This is a genomic window from Streptomyces sp. NPDC051051 (assembly GCF_040682975.1).
In the GTDB taxonomy this organism is placed as follows: Bacteria; Actinomycetota; Actinomycetes; order Streptomycetales; family Streptomycetaceae; genus Streptomyces.
The window spans coordinates 1-15,986 of sequence record NZ_JBFBCB010000034.1 but is presented as its reverse complement, the minus strand read 5'-3'; the positions used below and the strand labels follow the sequence as shown (position 1 = coordinate 15,986).

Genomic DNA, 15,986 nt, shown 5'->3' with positions numbered 1-15,986 from the left:
GGGTGTTCCGCCCCCGCCGCCCCTTCCCGACCCGAACCCGGGGGCTCCGCCCCCCCGGACCCCCGGCCTGTGCCCACCCGACTCGGTGGGGCGGACGGCGGCGGGGGCGGCCTCCGGTCCTCAGCGGCGGCGCCGCGCCAGGGCCACCGCTCCCCCGCCCGCCGCCAGCAGGGCGACCGCGCCGCCCGCGAGGTACGGCGTCATCGAGCTGCCGCCCGTCTCGGCGAGCCCGGCCTCCGCGGGAGCGCCCTGCACCTTGACGTCCCCGACCGGCTCGGCCGGCTCGGCACCCGGCGGAGCCTCCCCGCGCGGCGCCGCGGGCACCTCGCAGGTGGCCTCGGCCAGCGTCACCGTGCCCGTCACCTCGGCGACGTTGAGGTTCAACGGGTCGATGGAGACGGTGAGTCGCAGCGCCGTCGCGGCGGCGGTGCGCGACGTCGTCTCGTGCCGCGCGAGGTCCAGCCGGACCTCTCCCACCCCCGGCACCTTCACGTCGGTGGGCCCACCCGCCGACACCGTCACCCGCTTGCCGAGGACGGTCACCGCGCCGACCGGGCGGGAGGTGGCGACCGGCGTCTTCCCGGCCTCGCAGACGGCCCGGGAGGAGACGGCCTCGATCTCGACGAGGGAGAGCAGCGGCAGCCCGGGAACGTGCAGCCTGGCGTGGGCGAGCCGGGTGGAGGCCTCGGCCCTGCCCTTGTCGACCGTCGCCTCCGCCTCGGCCACGTCCGCGCGCAGCACGCTGAAGGGACGGCCGCCGTCGACGCCGTCGAGTTCGGCCGTCAGCGCGGTCTTCCGGGCGCTCTGCGGCGCCCGCACCTCGTTGAGGGAGACGGTGAGGGGCACGTCGACGGTCTTGTCGAGCAGGGCCACGTCGAGGCCGGTGCGCAGCACCACGGCGCTCGCGCTCCCCTCCTCGGTCGCGTGGACGGCGGGCGCGCCGGCCAGCGCCGCCGGACCGGCGGCGAGGGCGGTGGCGGCCAGCACGGTGGCGCAACGGCGTGCGGGCATGCGGAAGTGGTAGCCGTTCAAGGTGTGGGACCCCCAGAGAGAAAGCTTGGGACCTCGAAAGGATGTCGCACCGCCGCCCGTTCGACAGGGCCCCGGCACGGTTTCACCCCAACGTGGCACACCCGTACACGTCTTCGATCGGTTCAGCCCACGATCCGCCCGTTCAGCACCACCCGTGCCGGTGTTCCGAGCACCCGTACGTCCGTGCGCGGGTCCTGTGCGTAGACGACCAGGTCGGCCGGGGCGCCCTCGGTCAGCGCGGGGCGGCCGAGCCAGCTGCGGGCGGACCAGGTCGCCGCGGCCAGGGCCGCCACCGGGGGGATGCCCGCCTTCACCAGTTCCGCCACCTCGGCGGCGACCAGGCCGTGCGGCAGGGAGCCGCCCGCGTCGGTGCCGACGAAGACCGGGATGCCGGCGTCGTAGGCGTTGCGGACGGTGTCGTAGCGGCGGGCGTGGAGGCGGCGCATGTGGGCGGACCAGGTGGGGTACTTGGTCTCGCCGCCGGCCGCGAGCCGCGGGAACGTCGCGATGTTCACCAGGGTCGGGACGATCGCGACGCCGCGGGAGGCGAACAGGGGGACGAGGTCGTCGGTGAGGCCCGTGGCGTGTTCGATGCAGTCGATGCCCGCTTCGACCAGATCGCGCAGGGACGACTCGGCGAAGCAGTGCGCCGTCACCCTGGCGCCCAGGCGGTGCGCCTCACCGATCGCCGCCGCCACGGCGTCCCGTGGCCAGCACGGCGCCAGGTCGCCCGTCCCGCGGTCGATCCAGTCGCCGACCAGTTTCACCCAGCCGTCGCCGCGCCGGGCCTCCCGGCCCACGTACGCGACGAGGTCGGCCGGCTCGATCTCGTGGGCGTAGCCGCGGATGTAGCGGTGGGTCCTGGCGATGTGCCGGCCCGCCCTGATGATCTTCGGGAGGTCCTCGCGGTCGTCGACCCAGCGGGTGTCGGAGGGGGAGCCGGCGTCGCGGATCAGCAGGGTCCCGGCGTCGCGGTCGGTGAGCGCCTGCTTCTCGGCGGCGTCGGCGTCGACCGGCCCGTGGGCGCCGAGGCCGACGTGGCAGTGGGCGTCGACCAGGCCGGGCAGGGCCCAGCCGGCCACCGTGCGGATGTCACGGGCGCCGGCGGGACGGTCGTAGGAGACCCTCCCGTCGATCACCCACAGTTCGTCGCGGACCTGGTCCTCGTCCGGTCCGGCGAGGACCCTGCCCTTCACGTGCAGCACCGTGTCGTCGCTCATGCACGGCACCTTAGTCAGGCGTCGCCGCCCACCTGGTCCGAGGTCTCCTCCTCCACGTCGGCCATCGCCGGGTCGAGGAGGCGGGAGAGGAAGTGGCGGGTGCGTTCGTGGCGGGGGGCGCCGATGACCTGCGCGGGGGCGCCGTCCTCGACGATCACGCCGCCGTCCATGAAGACGACCCGGTCGGCGACCTCGCGGGCGAAGGTCATCTCGTGGGTGACGACCATCATGGTCATGCCCTCGTTGGCGAGCATGCGCATGACCGCGAGGACGTCGCCGACCAGTTCGGGGTCGAGCGCCGACGTGGGCTCGTCGAACAGCATCACCTGGGGGCCCATCGCCAGCGCGCGGGCGATGGCCACGCGCTGCTGCTGGCCGCCGGAGAGGGACGACGGGTAGGCGGTCGCCTTCTCCGACAGGCCGACCCGCTCCAGGTTCTCGGCGGCGACCCGGGCCGCCTCCGCCTTCCCGCGGCGCAGGACCCGGCGCTGCGGCAGCGTCAGGTTCTCGGTCACCGTCAGGTGCGGGAAGAGGTTGAACTGCTGGAATACCATGCCGATGCGGCGGCGGGCGGCGTCGATGTCGACGTCGGGGTCGGTCAGTTCGACGCCGCCGACGACCACCTGGCCCTTGCTGGGCTCCTCCAGGAGGTTCACGCAGCGCAGCAGGGTCGACTTGCCCGAGCCGGACGGGCCGATGACGCACACGACCTCGCCCCGGCCGATCTTCAGGTCGATGCCGCGCAGCACCTCGTTGTCGCCGAACGACTTGTGCAGAGCGCGGACTTCGATCTCCGGTCGGCTCATTTCACGGCCTCCTGGGCCTTCGCCTCCATACGGCGCACGACGAAGCCGAGCGGGATCGTCACCAGCAGGTAGCACAGGCCGGCGACGAGGATGGGGGTGGAGTTGGCGGTGGTACTGGCCAGGTCGCGGCCGTACTTGGACAGTTCGCGCTCCTCCAGGGTGACGCCGAGGAACAGCACCAGCGAGGAGTCCTTGAACAGCAGGACCAGCTCGTTGGTGAGCGGCGGGAGGATGATGCGGAAGGCCTGCGGGATGATGATCGAGACCATCGCGCGGGCGGGTGAGAAGCCCAGGGAGCGGGCCGCCTCCATCTGCCCCTTGGGCACCGCCTGGATGCCCGCGCGGATGGTCTCGGCCATGTACGCCGCCGCCACCAGGCCGAGGGCCAGGGCGACCTTGCCGTACGTGCCGCCGACGATCTCCGTGCCGGGGAAGGCCAGCGGCACGGCCACACCGATGAAGATGAAGATCAGCAGGGCGGGCAGGCCGCGGAAGATCTCGATGTAGATGCCGGCGAGCCAGCGGTAGGGGCCGACGGAGGACAGCCGCATCAGTGCGATGACCATGCCGAGGGCCAGCCCGACGAGGAAGCCGGACAGTGTGTAGAGCACGGTGTTCTTCAGCGCCAGCGTGATGACGTCCGGGAACATCCGCTCGGCGATGTCCGCCTGTGCGAACTGGTTCTTCAGCCGGCCCCAGTCCGCCGAGAGCGCGAACGCGACCAGGGCGGCGACGAAGACGACGTACTGGACACCGCGCGACAGCCTGCGCTTCTGGGTCCGCGTCAGCCCCTTGCGCCGGGGCGGGGCTTCGAGCTCGGTGGCGTCGCTCATGAGGCGGACGGGGAGGCCGCGGCGGCGTCGTACGGGCCGATCCACTGCTCGTAGAGCTTCTTGTACGTGCCGTCGGCCTTGGCGTCGGCGATCGCCTTGTTGATGGCCGCCGCCAGCTTCGTGTTGCCCTTCTTCACCGTGAAGCCGTACTGCTCGCCGGTGTTGAGGTTGTCGACGACCTCGAAGGCGTCCGCGTTGGCCTTGTCCTTCAGCCAGCCCTGGACGACCGGGTAGTCGATGACGACGGCCTTGACCTGGCCGGTGCGCAGACCGTTGAGGACGGCGTCGGAGGACTCGAAGGAGACCGGGTCGAAGCCCTGCTTGGTCACGTAGTCCTCGCCGGTGGTCTGCGCCTGCGCGCCGAGCTTGACGTTCTTGGACTTGATCTCGGCGAGGGAGTTCACCCCGGCGTCCTTGTCGACCAGGACGGCCTGCGTGGCGTCGAAGTAGGGGTCGGAGAAGTCGACGTTCTTCTTGCGCTCCTCGGTGATGGTCATGCCGGCCGCGGCCAGGTCGCACTCGCCGGAGTTGAGGAAGGCGCCGGTCTTGAAGTTCTCGAAGGGCGTGTCGCGGATCTCCTGCTTGACGCCCAGGTCCTTCGCCACCAGGTCGATCAGGGAGACGTCGAAGCCCTGCACCTTGCCGTCGATCTCCGACTGGAACGGCGGGTAGGGCAGGTGGGTGCAGGTGGTGAGCTGACCCGCCTTGACCAGCTCCACACCGCCCGCGGCGGTCTTGGAGCCGCTGCCGCCGTCGTCGCTGGAGGTACAGGCGGCCACGAGCATGAGCCCGGCCGTAGCGGTGGTGGCGGCCAGGACACGGGTGCGACGCCCGAGGAGCGTGTTCACGGCGGGCCTTCCTGTGGGGGAACTGTAGGTTCCGATTATAAGGAGAAGTTTGAGGCTCTCAAATCAAACCCTTGGCAGCCGGGTTCTTCGGCCTAAGAAGTCGCCGGTCCGGGGGGTGGGGGTCACGTTGGTTACCCTCGTCACCACTACCCCGTGAGTGAAGAGAGCACCGCCGTGACGCACCCCTTCCTGGATCTCGCTCCGCTGACCGCCGCCCGGTTCGCCTCCGTCGAGGACCGGGTGGCCCGGCTGCTGGACACCCGACAGGACGTCGTGATCACCCAGGGTGAGGCGCTGCTGCCGCTGGAGGGCGCGATCCGCGGAACGGCCGGGCCGGGCACGACCGCGCTGAACGTGATCACCGGCCCGTACGGGCAGACCTTCGGGGACTGGCTGCGCGACTGCGGCGCCACCGTGATCGATCTCGCGGTGCCCTTCCACACGGCGGTCACCGCCGAGCAGATCCGTGCGGCCTTCGCCGAGCACCCCGGGATCGACTTCGTGTCGCTGGTGCACGCCGAGGCCGCCACCGGCAACACCAATCCGGTCGCGGAGATCGGCGAGGTGGTGAAGGAGCACGGCGCGCTGTTCTACCTGGACGCCGTGGCCTCCGTGGGCGCCGAACCGGTGCTGCCGGACGCCTGGGGCGTGGACCTGTGCGTGATCGGCGCACAGAAGGCGATGGGCGGGCCGGCGGGCGTGTCGGCGGTGTCGGTGAGCGAGCGGGCGTGGGCCCGGATGGCCGCCAACCCGCGGGCGCCGCGCCGCTCCTACCTGTCGCTGCTGGACTGGAAGGAGCGGTGGATCGACGGCGGCCGCAGGACCCTGCTGCACGCGCCGGCGCAGCTGGAGATGCTGGCGCTCGAGGCGTGCGTGGAGCGGATCGAGGCGGAGGGGCTGCAGACCGTGATGGCCCGGCACGCGTCCGCCGCCGCCGCGACCCGCGCGGGGGCGCTGGCGCTGGGCGGCGGGCTGGAGCCGTACGTGCACGAGGCCCGCGAGGCGGCGCCCGTGGCCACGACGCTCAGGGCGCCGTCGGGCGTCGTGGCCACGGAGCTGGTGACGCGGGCGCTGGCGGGCGACCCCGCGGTGCCGCTGGCCGCGGGCGGGGGCGCGCTGGCCAAGGAGATGATCCGGGTCAACCACTACGGGGCGGACGCGACGCCGGGCGCGGTCCGCGGCAGTCTCACGGCCCTGGGCGCGGCACTCGCGGAGAGGGGCCTGGACGTGGACCTGACGGGCGCGCTGCGAGCGGCGGAGCAGGCCTGGCGGTGAGGTCCGCGCAGCGGTACCGGCGGCGAGAGTGCCGTCGGGGCGGGGCGACCGGGAGGGGGACGGCCGGGTCGCGTCCGTGACCGGGCCGGCGGTGGCGCCTGCCGTGCTCGCGGCATGACCACCCTTTCCGACGGCCGCCCGTCCCCCTGATGACCGGTGACGAGCGGGCCATGCTCGACAGCCGGCTCGACTTCCACCGCGCGACCCTGGAACGGAAGCGCGCGGGCCTGGAGGACACCGGGCGGATCGCCGACGGGCCGGTGGCGGGCGCGGAGGTCGGTCTGCGCCGGGTGCTGATCCATCTCATCGAGGAATACGCGCGGCACAACGGTCACGCGGACATTCTGCGGGAGCGGATCGACGAAGTCACCGGAGCCCGAATACCCGCAATTGCGGCCCTTTTCCTCTCGCTTTCCTCCAGCCCCTTTCTCGGACCTTTCCCCAGGTAGCTTTCCGGGGTTCTTCTGCCCGAATCCCCAGGGCTTAAACACGGGGATTTTTCGAGCGCATTACGAACGCGTGACGCATTGCACAGGAGTGGCCTTATGTCCCGTTATGCACGGTTCATAACGGGACAGATCGGAAGATGATCACGAGGGCATCACCGAACCATCGCCACCTCTCCATGCATTTTTTAATTTCCCTCGGTAAGTTCCATCCGCATGACTGCCACACAAGCAGACCTGCGGATCGACCGCCCTTCGGTGGCGGACGGGGCCGCTCTCTGGCGTATTGCGAAGGAATCCGGGACCCTCGATCTGAACTCCTCCTACAGCTATCTGCTGTGGTGCCGGGACTTCGCCGACACCTCCGCGGTGGCGCGCACCGAGAGCGGCGAACCGGTCGGATTCGTCACCGGATACGTCCGCCCCGAGGCGCCGCGGACGCTGCTCGTCTGGCAGGTGGCGGTCGCCGACGCGTACCGCGGCCGCGGCCTGGCCGCCGCGCTGCTCGACGCGCTGACCGCCCGACTGGTCGCCGAGCGCCCCCTCGCCACCGTCGAGACCACGATCACCCCGGGCAACACCGCCTCGGAGCGGCTGTTCACCTCCTACGCCGCCCGGCACGGCGCGGACGTCACCCGTGAGGTCCTGTTCGGCACCGACCTGTTCCCGGACGGCCCCCACGACCCCGAAGTGCTCTACCACATCGGCCCGTTGACCTCCGCCTGAGCCACCTCCCCCGGCAGCACGCGACCCCGGCCGCACGAGAACCCGCGTCGCCGGCCTCCACACGACTCCCCCTCCGCACGACTCCCACCGCATCGAGGAGCGTTTCGCCGTGACCATCACCCAGCCCGACCTCAGCGTGTTCGAGACCCTGGAGTCGGAGGTGCGCAGCTACTGCCGCGGCTGGCCCGTCGTCTTCGACCGGGCTCAGGGCAGCCGCATGCACGACGAGGACGGCCACTCCTACCTCGACTTCTTCGCCGGCGCCGGGTCGCTCAACTACGGCCACAACAACCCGGTGCTGAAACGGGCGCTGATCGATTACCTGATGCGCGACGGCGTCACCCACGGCCTCGACATGTCCACCGTCGCCAAGCGGACCTTCCTCCAGACCTTCCAGGACCTGGTGCTGCGGCCGCGCGACCTGCCGTACAAGGTCATGTTCCCGGGCCCGACGGGCACCAACGCCGTGGAGTCGGCGCTGAAGCTGGCCCGCAAGGTGAAGGGACGCGAGGCGATCGTCTCCTTCACCAACGCCTTCCACGGCATGTCGCTCGGCTCGCTCGCCGTCACCGGGAACGCCTTCAAGCGGGCCGGCGCGGGCGTCCCGCTGGTGCACGGCACACCGATGCCCTTCGACAACTACTTCGACGGCCAGGTCCCGGACTTCCTGTGGTTCGAGCGGCTCCTGGAGGACCAGGGCTCCGGACTCAACAAGCCGGCCGCCGTGATCGTCGAGACGGTGCAGGGCGAGGGCGGCATCAACGTGGCCCGCCCGCAGTGGCTGCGGGCGCTGGCCGAGCTGTGCGGGCGGCAGGACATGCTGCTGATCGTCGACGACATCCAGATGGGATGCGGCCGCACCGGCGCCTTCTTCTCCTTCGAGGAGGCGGGCATCACCCCCGACATCGTCACCGTGTCCAAGTCCATCAGCGGCTACGGCCTGCCCATGTCGCTGTGCCTGTTCAAGCCCGAGCTGGACGTGTGGGAGCCGGGCGAGCACAACGGCACCTTCCGCGGCAACAACCCGGCCTTCGTCACCGCCACCGCCGCGCTGGAGACCTACTGGGCCGACGGATCCGCGATGGAGAAGCAGACCCGTCGGCGCGGCGAGCAGGTCGAGCAGGGGCTGATCTCGATCGCCGAGGAGAACCTCGCCGACATCAAGGAGTACCGGGGCCGCGGCCTGGTGTGGGGCCTGGAGTTCCACGACAAGGGGCGGGCCGCACGGGTGGCGCAGCGCGCCTTCGAACTCGGTCTGCTGATCGAGACGTCCGGGCCCGAGAGCGAGGTCGTCAAGCTGCTGCCGGCGCTCACCGTCACACCCGAGGAGCTGGACGAGGGCATGAGCGTCCTCGCCCGCGCCGTACGCGAAACCGCCTGACGGACTGCCTGGCAAACCGTCACCGACCCCTATCCAGGAGGCATCGCACCACCGTGATCGTCCGTTCGTTCAAGGAACTCGAAGGCACCGACCGGCATGTGAAGGCGGCGTCCGGCACCTGGGAGAGCAAGCGCATCGTCCTCGCCAAGGAGAGGGTCGGCTTCTCGCTGCACGAGACCGTCCTGTACGCCGGCACGGAGACGTCGATGTGGTACGCGAACCACGTCGAGGCCGTCGTCTGCGTGGAGGGCGAGGCCGAACTCACCGACCACGAGACCGGGCTGACGCACACCGTCACGCCCGGGACCATGTACCTCCTCGACGGCCACGAGCGCCACACGCTCCGCGTCAAGGAGGACTTCCGATGCATCTGCGTGTTCAACCCGCCCGTCACCGGACGGGAGGACCACGACGAGAACGGCGTCTATCCCCTGCTCACCGAGCCCGAGGAGGTCTGACATCCCCATGACCACCGTCACCGGCACCACCGTCACCGATCTCTACCCCAGCCGCGGCACCACCGAGGTGACCGTCCCCCGCCAGGACCCGGTCGTCTGGGGCGCCCCGGACGCGCCCGGCCCGTTCGAGCCGCTCGATCTCCAGTCGTTCGAGCGGGACGGCTTCGCCACCGTCGACCAGCTCCTCACCGACGACGAGGTCGCCGTCTACAAGCGGGAGTTGGACCGGCTGGTGACCGACCCGGCGATCCGGTCCGACGACCGGTCGATCGTGGAGCCGAGGTCGAAGGAGATCCGGTCCGTCTTCGAGGTGCACCGGATCAGCGAGGTCTTCGCCCGGCTGGTGCGCGACGAGCGGGTCGTCGGGCGGGCCCGCCAGCTCCTCGGCTCGGACGTGTACGTCCACCAGTCGCGCATCAACGTCAAGCCCGGCTTCGGCGCCTCCGGCTTCTACTGGCACTCCGACTTCGAGACCTGGCACGCCGAGGACGGCCTGCCCCGGATGCGGACGGTGTCCGTCTCGATCGCGCTGACCGAGAACCACGACACCAACGGCGGCCTGATGATCATGCCGGGTTCGCACAAGACGTTCCTGGGCTGCGCCGGCGCCACGCCGAAGGACAACTACAAGCAGTCGCTCCAGATGCAGGACGCGGGCACGCCCTCCGACGAGGCGCTGACCGAGATGGCGTCCGCGCACGGCATCAAGCTGTTCACGGGACGCGCCGGTTCGGCGACCTGGTTCGACTGCAACTGCATGCACGGGTCAGGCGACAACATCACGCCGTTCCCGCGCAGCAACGTCTTCATCGTGTTCAACAGCGTGGAGAACGCCGCGGTGGAGCCGTTCGCGGCGCCGGTGCGGCGGCCCGAGTTCATCGGCGCCCGCGACTTCACGCCGGTGCGCTGAACACACCCGCCGGGGCGCCCGGGGGGTGCTCAGCCCGACAGCACGTCCAGCAGCCGGTCCACGTCCGCCGCCGTGTTGAACAGGTGGAAGGCCGCGCGCAGGTTGCCGGCACGGTTGGAGACCTCGATGCCCGCGCGGCTCAGCTCCGGCTGCCGGACGCCGAGGCCGGGCACCGAGACGATCGCCGAACCGGGTGCGGGCACGGGCTCGTGGCCGAGTGCCGCGAGCCCGGCCCGGAACCGGTCCGCGAGGGCCAGGTCGTGGGCCTGTACGGCGGCGACCCCGAGTTCCTCGATCAGGTCGAGGGACCGGCGCAGCCCCGCGTAGGTGAACAGGGCGTGGCTCAGGTCGAACCGCCGTGCCGAGTGGGCGAGTTCGGCGACCGGGCCGTAGCAGCTGTCCCACGGCACCTCGGCGGCCACCCAGCCGGCCAGCAGCGGGGTGAGTCCGCCGAAGTCCTCCGGGACCACGAGGAAGGCGGCCCCGTGCGGGCCGAGCAGCCACTTGAAGGAGACGGAGACGGAGTAGTCGTACGCGCCGGCGTCCATCGGCAGCCAGCCGGCGGACTGGGAGAAGTCGACGTAGGTGCGCGCTCCATGGGTACGGGCCGCCTCGCGCAGGGCGGGCAGGTCCGCGATCCGTCCGTCGGCGGACTGGGCGGCGCTGACCGCGACGAGCGCGGTGCCGGGGCGGACGGCCTCGGCGATCCGCTCCAGCGGGACCGCGCGGACCTTGAGGTCGCCGCGGGCGTGGAACGGGTTCAGCACCGAGGTGAAGTCGTCCTCGGCGGTGAGGACCTCGGCGCCGGCCGGCAGTGAGGCGGCGATCACGCCGGTGTGCGCGGCGACCGAGGCACCGGTCGCGACCCGGCCCACGGGGACGCCGGCCAGCCGGGCGTACGCCGCGCGGCTGGCCTCCACGTCCTCGTAGAGCGGGGTCAGCGGCCTGCCCTCGGCCCGCAGCAGCGCCGCCTCGTGCAGGGCGGTGACGGTACGGGCGGGCAGCAGGCCGTTGCTCGCGGTGTTGAGGTAGGTGTTCTTCGGGGCGAACTCGGTGCGGACGAGGGTCTCGAAGGTCTCCATGACCCCACTCTGCGGTGCCGCGAAGTCGAAGTCCATGGCGAATTCTTGCGCGGTTTCCCCAAGGAACGCTTATGAGTCGGCCGTCAGCTGGGCTTTCGTGCCCGGTCACCGCCCGTCTCAGTGCTGCGGTACCGCGCATCCGTCCGGGCCGCAGGCCTCGGCTTCGCCCTGGTCGACGAGCTGGAGCGGGGAGCGCTCGCCCCAGGCCCGGGTGAGGGCCTGGGTGAAGACCTCGGCGGGCTGGGCGCCGGAGACGCCGTACGTGCGGTCGAGGACGAAGAAGGGCACGCCGTTCGCGCCGAGCCGGGCGGCCTCGCGTTCGTCGGCGCGGACCTCGTCGGCGTAGGCGTCCGGGTCGGCGAGGACCGCGCGCGCCTCGTCGGCGTCGAGGCCGGCCTCGGCGGCCAGTTCCACGAGCCGTTCGTCGCCCTCGCCGAACAGGGACCGCTCCTCGGCGAAGTTGGCCCGGTACAGGAGCTGGACCAGCTCGTCCTGGCGGCCCCGCTCCTTGGCGAGGTGCAGCAGCCGGTGCATGTCGAAGGTGTTGCCGTGGTCGCGCCCGCGGGTGCGGTAGTCGAGGCCCTCGGCGGCGGCCTGGGCGCCGAGGTTGTCCTCGCCGGCCTGGGCCTGGGCCTCGCTCATGCCGTACTTCTTGGTGAGCATGGCCAGCACGGGCTGGACGTCGCCCTTCGCGCGGCCGGGGTCCAGCTCGAAGGAGCGGTGCACGACCTCGACCTGGTCACGGTGCGGGAAGGCGTCGAGCGCCTTCTCGAAGCGGGCCTTGCCCACGTAGCACCACGGGCAGGCGATGTCGCTCCAGATCTCGACGCGCATGTCTCGGCTCTCTCCAGGTCGTGCGGGTACGGAGACTCCCTCCGGCGCGTAGGTGAACGTTCAAACGGTTCGGCTCATTCCCCGTCCACCGGGAACCGCGGGAAGAGGTGGTGGTCACCTTCCACGGGCGGGTTCGCCGGGTCCGGGAACCAGCTCCGACGTGCGGAGAAGCCCTGGGCGCGCCGGTTGCCGACGTGCACGTCCGGCAGTGCCGCGCGCCCTTGCCGTCGGCGCGCCGCTGCCGCACGCACGCCGTGTGCGGCGCGGCGAGGGCCCGCGCCCCGGCGGGCACGGCGGTGCGGATCACTCGTCCTGCGGCCGCTCGGTCACCGATCACGTCACGGAGGACGTGCCGTCCGCCGCTCCGGTTCCGGAACGGCGGACGGGCCCCGGAGCGGACCCCGGAGCGCCCCGGTCAGCTGCCGTCGCGGATGTCGTCCGGCCACTTCGGCCGGAACTCCAGGTGGTCGTAGGTGACGACGCACCCCTGCCCCATCGGCGCCTGCGCCATGAAGCCGACCAGGGCCGCGCCCGTCTGCGTCTCGTCGCCCAGCGTGAACAGCCGGACGAAGATCCACCGCTTGCCGTCGCGGGAGGCGTGGAAGGCGAACGCCCGGCCGGTCCTGCTCACCCGGAGCCAGACCGAACTGCCTTCCACGGTGAAGGAGTTGGCGTCGTCGGAGTGGCCGCGGGTGACCACCGTGCAGACGGTGGGCACGTCCGGGGAGTACTCCAGGCAGAGCTTGGCCCAGGCCCGTTCGCCGACGTGGACGTAGAGCACCCCGGCGTCGAAGGCGCCGTTGAAGCCGACGGTCACCCGGGCGATGAGCTGGAAGTCGCCCTCGGGCGCCCCCAGCAGCCGGGGTGCGTCGGCGGCCGGGTCCAGCGCCTCCGCGGTGGGCGGCACGAACCGGTCCTGGCGGGGACCGGCCCATGCGGTGAGGACCCCGTCCTCGTGGCTCCAGTGCCCGTCGGGCCCGTAGGTGCGCAGCGGAAAGGGCAGTTCGGGCAGTTCGAGGTCCATGCGCGGAGTTTTCCAGATCCTTCTGTCGCCCGGGCTCTCACCCGGTGCCGGTCAGCGTTCGAGGTGGTTGTTGAAGCGCCGCGGCAGCCCGAGCGGGTTGTCGTCGCGCAGCTCGGGCGGCAGCAGGGCCTCGGGGGCGTTCTGGTAGGCGACCGGGCGCAGCCAGCGCTCGATGGCCGTGCCGCCCACGGAGGTGGAGGTGGAGGTGGTCGCCGGGTAGGGGCCGCCGTGGTGCTGTGCGGGGGCCACCGCGACACCGGTCGGCCAGCCGTTGACGAGCACGCGGCCCGCGAGCGGGGTGAGTTCGGCGAGGATCTCGGCGCCGCGGCCCTCGCCGGCGGCCTCGTGCGTCGACAGGTGCACGGTCGCGGTGAGGTTGCCGGGGAGCCGCGAGAGGACGGACCGCGCCTGGTCGTCGTCGTCGTAGCGCGCCACCACGGTCACCGGGCCGAAGCACTCCTCCAGGAGCAGGTCGTACGCCCCCTCCTCGGTGAGCTTCTCGGCCGGAACCGTCAGGAAGCCCGCGCTCACGGTGTGCTCGCCGCCAGCTCCGGGGGTGACCGGCGTCTCGACCGCGGGCAGCTGCGCCCGCTCGGTGACGCCGGCGAGGAAGTTGTCGCGCATGCGGTGGTCGAGCAGGACGCCCGCGTCGGTGTCGCTGACCGCGTCGGTCAGGGACTTCACGAGGCCGTCGCCGGCCGCGCCGGACGGCACCAGGACCAGGCCCGGCTTCACGCAGAACTGTCCGACGCCCAGCGTCATGGAGCCGGCGAGGCCGGTCCCGATGGCCTCCGCGCGCTCGGCGGCGGCGGCCTCGGTCACGACGACCGGGTTGAGCGAGCCCAGCTCGCCGTGGAAGGGGATCGGCACGGGCCGTGCGGCCGCCGCGTCGAACAGCGCGCGGCCGCCCCGGATGGACCCGGTGAAGCCGGCGGCGGCGATCAGCGGGTGCTTGATCAGCTCGACGCCCGCCTCGAAGCCGTGCACGAGACCGAGCACGTCGCCGGGAATGCCGTGCTCGGCGGCGGCCCGGCGGACCACCTTGGCGACCAGCTCGGAAAGGCCCGGGTGGTCGGGGTGGGACTTGACGACGACCGGGTTGCCCGCGGCCAGCGCGCTCGCGGTGTCGCCGCCGACGACGGAGAACGCGAAGGGGAAGTTGGACGCCGAGTACACGGCGACGACGCCCAGCGGCACCTTGTAGCGGCGCAGGTCGGGCACGGGCGGGGTCGCAGTGTCGTCGGGGTGGTTGATGACGACGTCGAGGAAGGCGCCCTCCTCGACGATGTCGGCGAAGGCGCGCAACTGGTAGCAGGTGCGGGCGAGCTCGCCGGTCAGCCGGACCGGGCCGAGAGCGGTCTCGGCGTCGGCCACCTCGACGAGCTGGTCCCTGGCCGCCTCCAGCCGGTCCGCGGCGGTGCGCAGGAAGGCCGTGCGGACGGCGCGGTCGGCGAGGGCCACGCGCGTGCCATGCGCGGCGCGGACGACGGAGTCCACCTCCTGGGCCGTGGCCTCCACCGCAACCTGTTCACGCTGCTTCCCGGTTCGGGGGTCGACACTCCAGACTGGTGCTGCTGCCACCGCGGGTCCCTCCACGTTCGTCGCCGCATCGCAATGCCGCTGTCCTTACCTCACCACCAGGGACGTTCGATATACTGAACGCTGTCTCTGATGATGAATATGCTGTCGGAGACTATTTCCCGTCGAACGAAGGGGTCAAGGGCGATGTCGGCTGGCGAGACGGGGGGCGGGGCGCAGGTCAAGTCCGCGGTGCGGACGGTTGAACTGCTCGAATACTTCGCCGGCCGCCCCGGAATGCACTCCCTCGCGTCGGTCCAGGAGGCCGTCGGCTATCCCAAGTCCAGCCTCTACATGCTGCTCCGCACGCTGGTGGAGCTGGGCTGGGTGGAGACGGACGCGACGGGCACGCGGTACGGCATCGGCGTACGGGCGCTGCTGGTCGGCACCTCCTACATCGACGGCGACGAGGTGGTCGCGGCCGCCCGCCCCACGCTGGACCGGTTGTCGGACGACACCACCGAGACGATCCACCTGGCACGGCTGGACGGCACCAACGTGGTGTACCTCGCCACCCGCCAGTCGCAGCACTACCTGCGCCCCTTCACCCGGGTCGGGCGCCGGCTGCCCGCCCACTCCACCTCCCTCGGCAAGGCGCTGCTGAGCACCTGCACCGACGAGCAGGTCCGCAAGCTGCTCCCGGAGACGCTGCCCGCGCTGACCGAGCACACCATCACCGACCGCGAGAAGCTCATCGAGGAGCTGCACCAGGTCCGCGAGCAGGGCTTCGCCGTGGACCGGGAGGAGAACACGCTGGGGCTGCGCTGCTTCGGCGTCGCGATCCCGTACCGCACCCCCGCGCGCGACGCGATCAGCTGCTCGGTGCCGGTGGCCCGGCTGACGCCCGCGCACGAGCAGCTGGTGAAGGACGCGCTGTTCGACGCGCGCGACCGGCTGACCCTGGCGACCCGTAGGCTCTGAGACATGCAGATCGCCCTGCGCCCGGTCCACGACAGCGATCTGCCGGTGTTCTACCGGCAGATGAACGACCCCGAGTCCCTGCGGATGGCCGCGTTCACCCCGGAGGACCCGGCCGGCCGGGACGCCTTCGACGCCCGCTGGAGACGGATCCGCGCCTCCGCCGACGTGGTGCGCGCGATCCTGGCCGACGGCGACGTGGTGGGCAGCGCGGCGGTCTACGGCGAACCGGGCGAGCGCGAGGTCACGTACTGGGTGGACCGCTCCCACTGGGGGCGCGGCATCGCCACGGCCGCACTGCGGGCGCTCCTCGCCGAGGTCGCCGAACGCCCGCTGTACGCGCGCGCGGCCGACGACAACGCCGGCTCCCGGCGCGTCCTGGAGAAGTGCGGCTTCCGGGTGACCGCGCGGGCCACGGGGTACGCCCCCGCGCGCGGTGCCCGGATCGACGAGGTCGTCCTGGTGCTGGAGGACTGACCTCCGCGGACGACGGCCCGGCCCACGGGCGGCGGATGAGGTGAGGCGCGCGGGCGCCCCCGCGGGGCCATGGGCACGGCCGACTACCTGGCCCCCGTCGTCCACCTCGACCCGTCGCTGGCCGGCGCCGCCGTGATG

16 protein-coding genes and 1 pseudogene are annotated in these 15,986 nt (G+C 71.9%); 8 read left to right on the top strand and 9 right to left on the bottom strand.

From position 1 onward, the window contains the following. Nucleotides 1-120: 120 nt before the first annotated feature. The 5 genes from AB0N31_RS24210 to AB0N31_RS24190 form a co-directional block, all read right to left on the bottom strand. Nucleotides 121-1,032: an SCO1860 family LAETG-anchored protein gene (locus tag AB0N31_RS24210; RefSeq protein ID WP_366060493.1), complete on the bottom strand. Its 912-nt coding sequence runs from the start codon at nt 1,030-1,032 to the stop codon at nt 121-123. A gap of 122 nt (nt 1,033-1,154) precedes the next feature. After that, a complete protein-coding gene (locus AB0N31_RS24205; protein ID WP_366060492.1) occupies nt 1,155-2,252 on the bottom strand; it encodes an amidohydrolase family protein in 1,098 nt (365 codons plus the stop codon). Between the two features lie 14 nt (nt 2,253-2,266). Beyond that, nucleotides 2,267-3,058, bottom strand: coding sequence for an amino acid ABC transporter ATP-binding protein (locus tag AB0N31_RS24200; RefSeq protein ID WP_366060491.1), 792 nt, complete (start codon nt 3,056-3,058; stop codon nt 2,267-2,269). Beyond that, nucleotides 3,055-3,891 carry an amino acid ABC transporter permease gene (locus AB0N31_RS24195; protein WP_366060490.1) on the bottom strand — a complete coding sequence of 279 codons (837 nt, stop codon included), beginning with the start codon at nt 3,889-3,891 and terminating at the stop codon, nt 3,055-3,057. Before AB0N31_RS24195 ends, AB0N31_RS24200 begins: the two co-directional genes overlap by 4 nt. Continuing rightward, on the bottom strand, nt 3,888-4,739 hold the full coding sequence (locus AB0N31_RS24190) for a transporter substrate-binding domain-containing protein (RefSeq protein ID WP_366060489.1): 852 nt from the start codon (nt 4,737-4,739) through the stop codon (nt 3,888-3,890). The genes AB0N31_RS24195 and AB0N31_RS24190 overlap by 4 nt, the downstream gene beginning before the upstream one ends. A 174-nt stretch (nt 4,740-4,913) precedes the next feature. Here AB0N31_RS24190 and AB0N31_RS24185 point away from each other — a divergent pair, with 174 nt between their 5' ends. The 6 genes and pseudogenes from AB0N31_RS24185 to thpD all read left to right on the top strand — a co-directional run bounded on the left by AB0N31_RS24185 (nt 4,914) and on the right by thpD (nt 9,935). Further along, nucleotides 4,914-6,014: an aminotransferase class V-fold PLP-dependent enzyme gene (locus tag AB0N31_RS24185; protein WP_366060560.1), complete on the top strand. Its 1,101-nt coding sequence runs from the start codon at nt 4,914-4,916 to the stop codon at nt 6,012-6,014. A gap of 149 nt (nt 6,015-6,163) precedes the next feature. Beyond that, a pseudogene (locus AB0N31_RS24180) lies at nt 6,164-6,391 on the top strand (DUF664 domain-containing protein); the annotation flags it as partial. A 285-nt stretch (nt 6,392-6,676) separates the two neighbouring features. Beyond that, nucleotides 6,677-7,186: a diaminobutyrate acetyltransferase gene (gene ectA, locus AB0N31_RS24175; protein ID WP_366060488.1), complete on the top strand. Its 510-nt coding sequence runs from the start codon at nt 6,677-6,679 to the stop codon at nt 7,184-7,186. Between the two features lie 109 nt (nt 7,187-7,295). Beyond that, nucleotides 7,296-8,567, top strand: coding sequence for a diaminobutyrate--2-oxoglutarate transaminase (gene ectB / locus AB0N31_RS24170; RefSeq protein WP_366060487.1), 1,272 nt, complete (start codon nt 7,296-7,298; stop codon nt 8,565-8,567). A 53-nt stretch (nt 8,568-8,620) separates the two neighbouring features. Then, complete coding sequence (locus AB0N31_RS24165) at nt 8,621-9,025, top strand: ectoine synthase (RefSeq protein ID WP_366060486.1); 405 nt, start codon at nt 8,621-8,623, stop codon at nt 9,023-9,025. A 7-nt stretch (nt 9,026-9,032) separates the two neighbouring features. Then, the gene (gene thpD, locus AB0N31_RS24160) at nt 9,033-9,935 is read left to right on the top strand and encodes an ectoine hydroxylase (protein WP_366060485.1); all 903 of its coding nucleotides are present in this window, start codon (nt 9,033-9,035) and stop codon (nt 9,933-9,935) included. A 29-nt stretch (nt 9,936-9,964) separates the two neighbouring features. Here the strand turns inward: thpD and AB0N31_RS24155 are convergent, their stop codons facing one another. From AB0N31_RS24155 to AB0N31_RS24140, 4 genes are all read right to left on the bottom strand, one after another. After that, on the bottom strand, nt 9,965-11,053 hold the full coding sequence (locus AB0N31_RS24155; protein ID WP_366060483.1) for an aminotransferase class V-fold PLP-dependent enzyme: 1,089 nt from the start codon (nt 11,051-11,053) through the stop codon (nt 9,965-9,967). Nucleotides 11,054-11,134: 81 nt separating this feature from the next. After that, nucleotides 11,135-11,851, bottom strand: a complete 717-nt coding sequence (locus AB0N31_RS24150; RefSeq protein WP_366060482.1) for a DsbA family oxidoreductase — start codon at nt 11,849-11,851, stop codon at nt 11,135-11,137. A gap of 415 nt (nt 11,852-12,266) precedes the next feature. Beyond that, nucleotides 12,267-12,875: a DUF1349 domain-containing protein gene (locus tag AB0N31_RS24145; protein WP_366060481.1), complete on the bottom strand. Its 609-nt coding sequence runs from the start codon at nt 12,873-12,875 to the stop codon at nt 12,267-12,269. A 51-nt stretch (nt 12,876-12,926) separates the two neighbouring features. Further along, nucleotides 12,927-14,456 (bottom strand): aldehyde dehydrogenase (NADP(+)), encoded by a 1,530-nt coding sequence (locus tag AB0N31_RS24140; RefSeq protein WP_366060480.1) that lies wholly within the window; start codon nt 14,454-14,456, stop codon nt 12,927-12,929. A gap of 144 nt (nt 14,457-14,600) precedes the next feature. On the opposite strand from AB0N31_RS24140, the gene AB0N31_RS24135 reads away from it, so the two are divergent. Both AB0N31_RS24135 and AB0N31_RS24130 read left to right on the top strand, forming a co-directional pair. After that, nucleotides 14,601-15,374, top strand: coding sequence for an IclR family transcriptional regulator (locus tag AB0N31_RS24135; protein WP_366060479.1), 774 nt, complete (start codon nt 14,601-14,603; stop codon nt 15,372-15,374). 3 nt (nt 15,375-15,377) lie between these two features. After that, a complete protein-coding gene (locus tag AB0N31_RS24130) occupies nt 15,378-15,848 on the top strand; it encodes a GNAT family N-acetyltransferase (RefSeq protein WP_366060478.1) in 471 nt (156 codons plus the stop codon). Nucleotides 15,849-15,986: the final 138 nt, after the last annotated feature.